Below are 12,001 nucleotides of genomic sequence, written 5' to 3'. Positions count from 1 at the left end.
AGTATAGCTGAAGGAACCGTCGCTGTTGAAAACTACCTTGCCATTGTTTGGCGAGGACACCAGTTTGGCAGTCAAGGTATCGCCATCGGAGTCGGAGTCGTTGGCTAGGACTCCGCGGGCTGGCAGGTTAAATACCTTGTCGTGGGGAATGCTGTAACTGTCTGGTTGTCCCGCAGGTGAAAAGTTGGTGACGTTGAGGTTCACCGGAATGGGGGGAGACGGCGATGTCCCATCGCTGACGCTGTAGCTGAAGTTGTCAAAACCTGCAAAACCCGGATTCGGAGTATAGCTGAAGGAACCGTCGCTGTTGAAAACTACCTTGCCATTGTTTGGCGAGGACACCAGTTTGGCAGTCAAGGCATCGCCATCGGAGTCGGAGTCGTTGGCTAGGACTCCGCGGGCTGGCAGGTTAAATACCTTGTCGTGGGGAATACTGTAACTGTCTGGTTGTCCCATTGCCGGCTGGTTAGTGAGGTGAATAACGAAAGTCTGGCTAGGCGAAGTATCGATACCACCGTTAGGTGTACCGCCGTTATCTTTCAGGTTTAAATTAATAGTAGCACTTCCGATCGCACCTATTGCAGGCGCAAAAGTCAATTGCCCCAAAGAGTCGATCGCAGGTGGTACGCTAAACAAAGCAGCATTGTCATTCCCCATCACTTGAAAACTAAGGCGTTGCTGAATTGGGAGATTTCATCATACTTTCATTCAGCAACGCCCCGTTAAAATATGTTTGTACAATATAATTTCCGGCTGATAAGTTAATTGGCGCTGTAGTACCGTTGTATATTTCTAAAGCTTTATTATTACTGCTATAGCAGTTCTCAGAAAGATAAGGATAGCCCAATGCCCAATGCCCTGTTTGGCCGAAGCGTACCTCACCTTTTTGAGAAAGGCTATACCTTCTACATATTCTGATAAAAATACATCTAATGATGGCATAATAAGAACATAATTAAATTAAATATTATAGATAAATATTACTACTATTTAATTATTTTTGTGTCAAGTAATTTTTCAAAACTTATTATAAATCTTATCAATTTAGGTTGCACCGTCAGGTGATGTTGAATGTTAACTGTTTGAACAATAGCGATGCAACCGGAAACGATATCAAACGATCAAGGTTTTGCGATTATTATAAACCACCAGACTTAAGATCGATCGCCTAACAGTTCTTTTGCTACCAATCCCTTCTGAATAGCGAGCACTGCTGCTTGAGTGCGATCGCGCACTTCTAACTTTTGCAAAATCGCGTGAACGTGCACCCGCACAGTCCCCGGAGCAATGTACAATATTTGTGCAATCTCCTGATTGCTTTTCCCACCAGCAACTAAAGCCAAAATTTCCTGTTCCCGCTTCGTCAGTGGATTGTCTAAAACTTCCGATTTTACCCCGACTTTCACAGGTTCAGCATGAGTAAAAACTGCCCTAATTTCCGCAGTTGCACCCTTATCCCACCAAGAAGCGCCCGACGCTACCGATCGAATTGCCAAAACCAAAGTTTCCGCCGCAATTCCCTTGAGACAATATCCGTGAGCTCCTGCAGCCATCAACCTTTCAATTAACGATTTTTGGGAATGGGATGTTAAAATTAAAACGGGAATTTCGGGATGTTGTTGTTTAATTTGGCGGCACGCTTCAAGGCCACCAATTCCCGGCAAACCTACATCCAAAACCACCACATCCGGCAAATATTCCTGAGTCAATTCAACCGCAGTTTCGCCATCTTCCGCCTCGGCAATTATTTGCAAGCAACTTTCCTGCTGCAATCGAGTTTGCAGTCCCAACCGAAACAGTTCGTCGTCTTCAACTAAGAGAATTCGTAAGGGAGAATTAGGTTTCATTGGCGGAGATTGCTGGTAGTCGGAATCCAAACAAAGCACCGTGGGGCAATTTGTTTTCTGCCCAAATTATACCGCCGTGGGCGTCAATAATTTGGCGAGATAAGTATAATCCCAATCCCGATCCTTTAGCTTGCCGATCGCTATTTCCTTGATAAAAACGCTCGAATAGCTGCGAGAGTTCCCCTGCGGTAATTCCCAACCCGCTATCGATCACTTTCACTACCTGATAATTTGAATGAGATGCCATCACAATTTCTACTTTGCCGCCTCGTGGAGAATGGTTGAGCGCGTTTGTTAGCAAATTAACAAAAACGCGCTGGAGTTGGACTGCATCGCCGTTTACCCACAAGGAGCGACGGAAATCTGACTCTCCGTAACTCGTACTAATATAAACTCGGCGCGCCGCTGATAAATCTGCGAGTGTGGCGATTACCTCTGTGGCTAAAGCTACTAAATTTACAGGAGCAAGTTGCAGTTTCAAACCTTCAGTATCGTTGCGGTAAACATCCAACAGGGTTTCTACTAATTGTAGCGACATTTTGTGCGATCGCGCCATTGTTTCGAGAACCTTTTGCTGATGGGGAGTGACATCGCCAAATTTTGCTGATTTAAAAGCTTTAATTGTTTCGATCGCCCCCAGCATCGGCGTTTTCAAGTCGTGACTCAAAGTAGACACAAAATCTTCTCGGATGCTGGCTAGCTGCTGCTGAGACTGTAACTGAGCTTTGGCGATCGCGATCGCTTCTTGGTACTGCTGATTGCGATCGCTCAAATATCCCGTCACTCCCAAAGCCATAATTGCGATCGCTCTATTTGCAACAGTTGCTAGGGCGATCGTTTCTCCAGGAGGAATAAACACATTCAACAGAGTCAAAACTACCGCTACCAGCGTAATTTGTAACTTTCCCAACCGACTCAAGCGCGAATTTGCCAGTATAATCGGCCCCGTGTAAAAGTATCCAAACAGATACTCCGACGGCGTGCTAAATTCCAGCGCTATCACAATAGCAAACAAAATGGCTATCGACCATCTTCCTCGCAAATACTTTTCTTGAAGTAGTAAATTTTGGGGGATTTTTAAGAAGTTTCTCAAGATTTTTATTAGCAAGAAAGAAAAATAATATAGCAATCGGCAAGGCGATGGCGGACTCGATCGATTGCTGAAAAAGATGAGCTTATTACTTAGGGCTTGCTGCCTCCTGCTACATCTAATTTACTCAAAATCTAAGAAAATGCGTTACGCCTTGGCCTATCTGGACAAAAATCTATAGGATTTAGGCATCGGGGCCCAGAAACCGGGTTTTTTTACGACAATACTTCGTCGCAGCCGACAGATTTGGTAAAAAACCCGGTTTCTTTGTCGGAGTGCATCCAGGACTGATCTAATTATGCGAGATGTCTAATGAAAAGTCGATGAGAAGTCGATGATAACTCACTCACGTTCTCAAATAGCTACGTGATTTAATAAAAATACGGTAGAAAGTGCGATCGAGCTGAAATCTTGCAGCATTCTCAATAAGCTCTAGGATGGGTTCACCTCCAAATTCGCAATAATTCACCGTAAATACTGTGCCACAATATCCACACCAACCCGGCGGATCTGCGGACAAACCTATAGATTCGATCGAGGGACTATGTATCAATAGATACTTGCTAAATATTTACATAGTTTTATGGAATCAACTGTTATGGTTGATGCAACAATTTTTAACTCTAGTTCAATCAGGAATAAGTGCTGTGATGCCAAACTTTAATTGTCAAGTTTCAGGAAGTGCGATCGCCTTTATCGATCGCCAAGTTACAGATTATCAAAGTTTGATTGCCGGGGTAACACCGGGTACCGAAGTTGTAGTGTTACATGGGAAAAGGGATGCGATAGATCAAATTACTCAAATCTTAGCTCATCGCACGAATATTAAGAGCATCCACATCATTTCTCACGGCAGTCCCGGCCGCTTGCAACTGGGTAGCGGCGGCTTGAGTTTAGACAATCTGGAAGCTTATTCAGAGAAATTGCAGCAGTGGCGGAATGCTTTTTGTCTGGGCGCGGACATTCTGATTTATGGTTGTAATGTGGCATTAAGTGCCGTTGCTTTCATCCAGCGCATCGCCCAACTCACAAATACCAACGTTGCCGCCTCCAAAAACCTCACCGGCAGTGCAGCAAAAGGTGGCGACTGGGAACTGGAAACGACAACCGGGAAAATAGCAGCCTCTTTAGCATTTCGGCCCGAAGTTCTAGCAGCATACAGCCACGTCCTTGCAACCTTCAGTGAAGCCAGGAACTATAGTGTACCAAATGCTGGAGACATTGATACGGGTGACCTTAATGGTGACGGTTTCCTCGACTTAGTAGTGACAGGTAAGCAGGATCGCTTCTTCCCAAGAGATATTTCCATATTATTGGGGACGGGTACTACGGGAAGCTTTGCTACTCCTATCAGCTTAGTTAAGCCAGCAGGTAAGGAGAATCCCAATGGCGTTGCAGTGGGCGACTTTAATGGAGACGGCAAACTCGATTTAGCTGTAGCGAATCGTAAGGATTTACAAGGTAACGGCAATTTCGTTTCCATCCGGCTGGGGACAGGTACTGGCAGTTTTGGTGATCCTACCAACTTCGGTGAAAATATAGATCATGCTTCGATCGTAGCCGGTGACTTTAATGGAGATGGCAAGTTAGATTTAGCCACAACTCCTTATCTCGATAACTTCATTTCAATATTTTTGGGAGATGGTGCTGGTAGCTTTGGCACTGCCGTTAAGATTAATACACAAACACGCAAGTTTACTCTTGACACAGCCGACTTTAACGGCGACGGCAAACTTGATTTAGTCACATCGAACTATTCATTGACTGATAACATCTCCGTTTTATTAGGAGATGGTAAGGGCAACTTTAACTCCCCCGTTAACCTTACCTCCCCTGGGACTGAGTATCGCACTGTTGTCACAGGCGACTTTAATGGCGACGGCAAACTCGATATCGCGGCTAATAATAACACCAATAAATCTGTCTCAGTCTTTTTGGGAGATGGTACGGGTAATTTTGATACTGCTAACAACTTTAGTGTCAAACGTTCTCTATCTTTTGGTCCCGAATCTGTGGTTGCAGGGGATTTTAATGGCGATGGCAAATTCGATTTAGCCACGCCTAGCTTCACGAATAAGGAACTTTCAGTCTTGTCAGGAGATGGTACGGGTAAATTTGGTACTCTCAGCAACTTTACGCTCCCGTATGCCCCGAACAATGATGCTTATTATATTGCTTTTGCGGTTGCGAGAGATTTTAATGCTGACGGCAAGTTGGATATAGCTACGGCTTCCGGTCAAAATGTCTCGGTTCTGCTGAATACATCGAATACAGTTAATTTCGGTGCGGTCACTTACAACAGTGTGGAAGGAACAACAGACACAGTAGTTAATATTCCCGTCAAGATCACCGGTGGCACTCCCTTAAACGATGTCGTTGTGCCAATTCTCCTCGACCCCACTAGCACAGCCACCGAAAATTCTGACTACACCTTTTCCCCTACTTCGATTACTTTCCCCGCAGGTGCAACAGGTGACGCACTCACCAAAAATATTGCAGTTACTATCAAGTCTGACAATATCTCTGAAAACCCAGAAACCGTAATTTTCAACCTTGGCACAATTACCGGTGGCATTGCGGGTTCCACAAAACAAACCACACTAACTATTTCAGATCAAGTTTCTGTTGCTTATGACATTGCCACCAATGCTGCCACCCTTGATGAAGGCAATAGCGGCAAAAAACCTCTAACTTTCACTGTAACTCGCAGCAACGTCACTAACGGGGCAAGTAGCGTCAAATATGCGATCGCAGGAACAGCTACCAACGGCAGCGATTATAACAATATCGGCGGTACTTCTGGGGCAAAAACTGCTACTGGCACGATTAATTTTGCGACGGGTGAAACATCAAAAACCATCACTCTGGATGTGTTGGGCGACACCACGGTTGAACCCGATGAAACTATTACCGTCACCCTGTCAGATCCCACAGGCATCGCAGCGGTAACACCGATAATTACCGCTGATACCGCTACCACGACTATTATTAACTACACTGCACCGACGCCAATATCGCCAACGCCGACACCGACGCCAATATCGCCAGTGCCAACGCCGACACCCACACCGACACCAATACCATCGGAAACTCCAACGCCAACGCCAGCGCCAACACCAGCGCCAACGCCAACGCCATCGGAAACCCCAACACCAACGCCATCGGAAACCCCAACACCAACGCCAGCCCCAACACCAGCGCCAGCCCCAATACCAGCGCCAATACCAGCGCCAGCGCCAACACCAACACCAGCGCCAGCGCCAACACCAGCCCCAACACCAACACCAGCGCCAGCGCCAACACCAGCCCCAACACCAACGCCTGCGCCAATACCAGCGCCAACACCAACACCAATTCCCACACCATCGGAAACTCCGACGCCAGCGCCAACTCCAACTCCGACACCAAGTTCAACTGAAAGTGATTGCATTTGCAATACTATTAAATATCCAAATTGGGATTTACCCAATGAAGCTGAAAATATTATCACCAGCAATGGCAGCGGTGAAATCCAGTTTGGTACTCCCGATAATGACGCTTTTTACGGCAGTTCAAATCCGAACATATTCGATGCGGGTTTCGGCAATGACAACTTATACGGAGGCGAAAACAACGATACTTTTTACGGAAACAAACAAAATGATTTTATTAGTGGCGATCGGGGAAATGATACCCTGTTTGGTGGCAAAAATAATGACATCATTGTTGGCGGTGAAGGTGAAGACCTCATTTTGGGCGATCGGGGCAATGATTCAATCAATGGCAAGGAAGATAACGACTTAATTTTTGGCAATGTCGGTGCTGATTTTATCGACGGCGGTGAAGGTAACGATCGCGGCTATGGGGGCAAGGGAAATGATATTATATTTGGCAGCGAAGGTGAGGATAGTCTTTACGGTAACTTCGGAGATGATAGTATCTGCGGAGGTGCTGGCAATGATTTCTTAAATGGAAATCAAAATAACGATTTGCTAGACGGATGCCTTGGGAATGACACTCTTTATGGTGGCAATGATAACGATACATTGCTGGGAGGTAGCGGTAATGATGTTTTGTTCGGAGAGAACGGTGATGACAGTTTGAATGGCGGTGATGGCACAGACCTTTTGTTCGGAGGAAATGGTGATGATTTGCTGACTGGCGGTTTGGGAAGTGATATTTTGTCAGGAGGTGCTGGCAATGATAAATTCTTGATTTCCACCAATTCTGGCATCGATACTATCTTGGATTTTGAGGATGGCAAAGATTTGCTAATACTCGCCAAAAATCTCACTTTTTCCCAACTGTCGATTACTCAAGAAAACAGTTCAACTTTCATCCGTTTGTCAGCAACCGGTCAAATTTTAGCCTCTCTCAATGGAGTGTCTGCCAGCTTGATCAGTGCTGCCAATTTCAACATAGCTTAGACAGTCCCGGACGAAGGTATTCTATATGTAGGGCGCGTAGTGCGCGCCTTACTGCTACTTGTAGCGCATCAAACTATATGAGTGCGTAAATCCTGTTTGTTAAAGCATCGATCGCAATTGTGGCGCAAAAAACAGCGTTTACACAGCATCTATACCTGCAAGTATAGATTTCAAACATTATCTAAACATTCGCCTATTAGTAAAAGTATATAGCAGATAATCATAAATCCTAAACAGTAACTTATATCTTAAGACTAATTATCAAACACCCCCAACTTCTGTACAGTAATCAATAAGAGTAAACCTAACCTTGCGACCTACGGGAGTCGTTCATGAGCTTTGTAGAACCAAAACTCATTCAAGTACCGATCCAATTCAACAGCAGTTATTGCGGCCTAACACTAAGTACCATACAATTGCCAGATAACTGCTATTGCTTGGGATTAATAAGAGAAGACAGATTAATTCTAGCCAGCGAAATTTCTACAATTTTCTGGGGAGATCGTATCTTAGCAGTAGCAATTAATCGGGCGATTGGCTGCGAACTAGAAGTAATCTTAAAGAAAACTCACCCAGTTTTGTGGACTTCTTTCCGAAGCCATTTTCCGAGGAGTGAAGCGGATTTATTCAACAACGAGGATTTTTTAACTAAGTTATGCTGCAAGGATTAACTCAAATCGGATTAACCCTAATCATTTTAATCGCGATCGCGCCCGTCTTGGGCAACTACATGGCGCGAGTGTACATGGGAGAACGAACTTTCCTCGATCCCGCCATTAAACCAGTAGAACAACTCATCTATAAAGCCGGCAACATCCGTGTTGTAGATTCCATGACAGGCTGGCAATATGCGCGATCGCTATTATACAGCAATCTAGCAATGGGCATATTTGTATTCTTAAGCTTCATGCTTCAGGGAATGCTACCTTTAAATCCCACCAGCCTCAGCGCACCAACCTGGGATACAGCCCTGCACACAACAATTTCATTCCTCACAAATACCGATCAACAGCATTACTCCGGCGAGACAACATATAGTTATCTATCGCAATTAACGCTGGGTTTTTTAATGTTTACCTCAGCCGCCACAGGTTTAGCAGTAGGAATTGCCTTTATTCGGGGACTTACCGGGCGCCCGTTAGGTAACTTTTACATCGATTTAATTCAATCAATCACCAGAATTCTACTACCAATATCTTTAATAATCGCCTTGCTATTGCTAATTTCGGGAGTACCGGAAACCCTAGCAGGCCCCCAAGTTGCCACCACCTTAGAAGGTAGCACCCAAGTTATTGCCCGCGGCCCAGTCGCTCACTTTGAAAGCATCAAACAACTAGGAGAAAACGGCGGCGGATTTTTCGGAATTAACTCGGCTCACCCTTTTGAAAATCCCAACCCTTTTAGTAACCTGCTGGCAACCCTAGCAATGGTTTCAATCCCTGCAGCACTCATTCATACTTACGGCAGATTTGCCAACAACAAAAAACAGGGATGGCTGATTTTTTGGATGGTATTTATAATTTATGTGGCCTTGATTGGCATTGCAGCAGTTGGTGAATACCAAGGAAATCCTCAAGTCAATAATTTACTGGGTTCCATACAACCAAATTTAGAAGGAAAAGAAGTTAGGTTTGGCTGGGCAGAAACTGTACTTTGGGCGGTGACTACGACTGGCACAATGTGCGGGGCTGTGAACGGAATGCACGATTCTTTAATGCCTCCCGCAGGTTTTGCTACTCTGTCTAACTTGTTTCTGCAAATTGTTTGGGGCGGACAAGGAACCGGAACAGCTTACTTATTTATTTACCTAATTTTGAGCGTATTTCTCACCGGATTGATGGTGGGTAGAACACCTGAGTTTTTGGGACGAAAAATCGAAAAACAGGAAATAGTTTTAGCCAGTGTAGTTTTGTTAGTTCACCCGATCGCAGTTTTAATCCCAGGCGCCATTACCCTCGCCTTTACCGACAGCTTGAGCGGCATCAGCAACCCTGGATTTCACGGCATCTCGCAAGTGATGTACGAATACGCTTCAGCGGCGGCAAACAACGGTTCAGGCTTTGAAGGATTAGGAGATTCTCAACCCGCAGCAACAGGACTTTGGTGGAACTTAAGCACCTGTTTTAGTTTGCTGATGGGGCGCTACGTGCCAATTGTGGCGATGCTGCTGCTAGCTGACAACATGACCAACAAACAACTGGTTCCCGAAACAACCGGAACACTCAGAACCGATTCCATTTTATTCACCTGCGTAACCGCAGGAGTAATCGTGATTTTGGGCGCGCTGACATTTTTCCCAGTCCTAGCTTTAGGGCCAATTGCTGAAGGATACGAAATCAGCAGCAGCAAATTAGAAGCAGCACCAGTATCTGCGCCATCGCCTCTGGGAACACCAACTCCTCCACCTCAGTAGCGAAAAAAGATCAACCTCACCCTTCTCATTCTCTGTGCTCTCTGCGTCCTCTGCGGTTCATTAAAAATCCAAATTATGGCTTCCTCCAATTCCCCCAATTCCGAAAAAACTCCCCGTTCCAGAGGCTCTCGCGAGTCTCGCAAACACACACCCAAAGCAAATACAAAAGGTCTTTATCAAAGAGCTTTTAAAGAAGCTTTTATCAAGCTAGATCCACGGGTAATGGTGAAAAACCCAGTGATGTTTGTGGTGTGGGTTGGCACAATTGTAACTGCACTTTTGACGATCGACCCCACGCTGTTCGGCCCAGTTCCAGGCAACAATCAGGTAGTTTTTAACGGTTTAGTCACGTTCATTTTGTTCTTTACTTTAGTATTTGCTAATTTCGCGGAAGCGGTAGCAGAAGGGCGCGGGAAAGCGCAAGCAGATGCACTGCGATCGACCAAAGCAGATACAACAGCCCGCAAACTCCTACCAGACGGTTCAATCCAGGAAGTTAGTTCGACATCTTTGAGACGGGGCGATCAAATTAAGGTGATCGCAGGCGATGTCATTCCCGCTGACGGCGAAGTGATCGCAGGTGTCGCATCGGTGGACGAATCTGCGATCACCGGCGAATCCGCACCGGTGCTGAAGGAACCGGGTTCGGACATCGCCAGTTCCGTCACCGGCGGTACGCGCATCCTCTCCGACGAGCTGACGCTGCGGGTGATGGCCGACCCAGGTAAGGGCTTTTTGGACAGGATGATCGCGCTGGTGGAGGGCGCAGAACGCTCAAAAACGCCGAACGAGATCGCTCTGACGGTGCTGCTGGCGGTGCTGACTCTGGTGTTTTTGATTGTGGTATCGACGATTCCGCCGATCGGCAATTATGTGAAAACTCCTGTGGGCGTGGTGACGCTGATTTCGCTGCTGGTGGCGCTGATCCCGACAACGATCGGCGGTTTGTTGAGCGCGATCGGCATTGCGGGGATGGATCGCGTCGCTCAGTTTAACGTGATAGCGACCTCTGGACGCGCCGTTGAGGCCTGTGGTGACGTGAATACGCTGATTTTGGACAAAACGGGGACGATTACGCTGGGCAACCGTTTAGCCGAGGAATTCATTCCGGTAAACGGTCATTCGCTGCAACAAGTGGCGCAGGTAGCGCTGACTGCGAGTGTGTTTGACGACACGCCAGAGGGAAAGTCGATCGTCCGTTTGGCCGAAAAGTCGGGCGCAGTCGCCGAGTTCGATCGCACCAACGATCGAGGAGCCACCGGGCTTGATTTTTCCGCAAAAACGCGGATGTCGGGTACCGATTTACCCGATGGTACGGAGGTTCGCAAGGGTGCGGTGGATGCGGTGAAGGGTTTTGTGCGATCGCGCGGCGGCAATATCGGCGCGGATCTCGATGAAGCTTACGAGCGGGTTTCGCGGTTGGGAGGCACGCCGTTAGGTGTTTGTCAAGGTAGCGACACCTACGGAATTATCTATTTGAAAGATGTGATTAAACCGGGAATTCGCGATCGGTTTGACCAACTCCGAAAAATGGGAATTCGCACCATCATGCTCACCGGAGATAACCGCATTACAGCCTCAGTAATTGCCGACGAAGCCGGGGTTGACGACTTCATAGCCGAAGCAACTCCAGAGGACAAAATCGAAGTAATTCGCAAGCAACAAGCCGAAGGCAAATTAGTAGCAATGACGGGAGACGGAACCAACGACGCACCCGCCCTAGCCCAAGCAAACGTCGGACTCGCGATGAATTCTGGAACCCAAGCCGCCAAAGAAGCCGCCAACATGGTGGACTTAGATTCTGACCCCACAAAACTCATTGACTTAGTAACAATCGGCAAACAATTGCTAATTACTCGCGGCGCGCTAACCACATTTTCGCTAGCCAACGACATCGCCAAATATTTTGCAATTATTCCGGCAATGTTTGCTCCAGTTGGCGCTTTAAACATCATGGGTTTAGCCAGCGGTCAATCAGCAGTTTTATCCGCATTAGTTTACAATGCTTTAATTATTCCCGCCTTAATTCCCCTAGCATTAACCGGGGTCAAATTTAGACCGCTGAGTGCCAATCAACTATTGCAGCGGAACATTTTAATCTACGGATTAGGCGGAGCAGTCGCACCGTTTATCGCCATCAAAGTCATTGATGTGTTTATTACTGCGATCGGGCTAGCATAGAGGTTCGGTAGCGAGCAGAGTACGAGATTTAATGGATAGAATAGATTTAGAGGTTCTGCCTCGA

Annotated in this window: 7 protein-coding genes; 4 read left to right on the top strand and 3 right to left on the bottom strand. The window is 46.5% G+C overall.

Annotation, left to right across the window (positions count from 1 at the left end):
* The 3 genes from QUB66_RS15670 to QUB66_RS15660 all read right to left on the bottom strand — a co-directional run.
* On the bottom strand, positions 1-657 hold a 657-nt coding region (locus QUB66_RS15670; RefSeq protein WP_332971250.1), incomplete at its 3' end, for a cadherin-like domain-containing protein.
* Positions 658-1,154: 497 nt separating this feature from the next.
* The gene (locus QUB66_RS15665; protein ID WP_332966162.1) at positions 1,155-1,847 is read right to left on the bottom strand and encodes a response regulator transcription factor; all 693 of its coding nucleotides are present in this window, start codon (positions 1,845-1,847) and stop codon (positions 1,155-1,157) included.
* A complete protein-coding gene (locus tag QUB66_RS15660) occupies positions 1,837-2,943 on the bottom strand; it encodes a sensor histidine kinase (protein WP_442923270.1) in 1,107 nt (368 codons plus the stop codon). The genes QUB66_RS15665 and QUB66_RS15660 overlap by 11 nt, the downstream gene beginning before the upstream one ends.
* Before the next feature lie 644 nt (positions 2,944-3,587).
* On the opposite strand from QUB66_RS15660, the gene QUB66_RS15655 reads away from it, so the two are divergent.
* The 4 genes from QUB66_RS15655 (at position 3,588) to kdpB (ending at position 11,937) form a co-directional block, all read left to right on the top strand.
* The gene (locus tag QUB66_RS15655; protein ID WP_332966158.1) at positions 3,588-7,343 is read left to right on the top strand and encodes a DUF4347 domain-containing protein; all 3,756 of its coding nucleotides are present in this window, start codon (positions 3,588-3,590) and stop codon (positions 7,341-7,343) included.
* A 332-nt stretch (positions 7,344-7,675) separates the two neighbouring features.
* Entirely contained in the window at positions 7,676-8,014 is a 339-nt protein-coding gene (locus QUB66_RS15650) for a potassium transporter TrkA (protein ID WP_332971249.1), read from the top strand.
* Complete coding sequence (gene kdpA / locus QUB66_RS15645) at positions 7,999-9,756, top strand: potassium-transporting ATPase subunit KdpA (protein WP_332966157.1); 1,758 nt, start codon at positions 7,999-8,001, stop codon at positions 9,754-9,756. Before QUB66_RS15650 ends, kdpA begins: the two co-directional genes overlap by 16 nt.
* Positions 9,757-9,831: 75 nt before the next feature.
* Positions 9,832-11,937: a potassium-transporting ATPase subunit KdpB gene (gene kdpB / locus QUB66_RS15640; protein WP_332966156.1), complete on the top strand. Its 2,106-nt coding sequence runs from the start codon at positions 9,832-9,834 to the stop codon at positions 11,935-11,937.
* Positions 11,938-12,001: the final 64 nt, after the last annotated feature.

This window comes from Microcoleus sp. A2-C3, assembly GCF_036706065.1.
Lineage (GTDB): Bacteria > Cyanobacteriota > Cyanobacteriia > Cyanobacteriales > Microcoleaceae > Microcoleus.
Note: the sequence above shows the minus strand (reverse complement) of the source record. Positions and strands in the feature narration are given on the sequence as shown.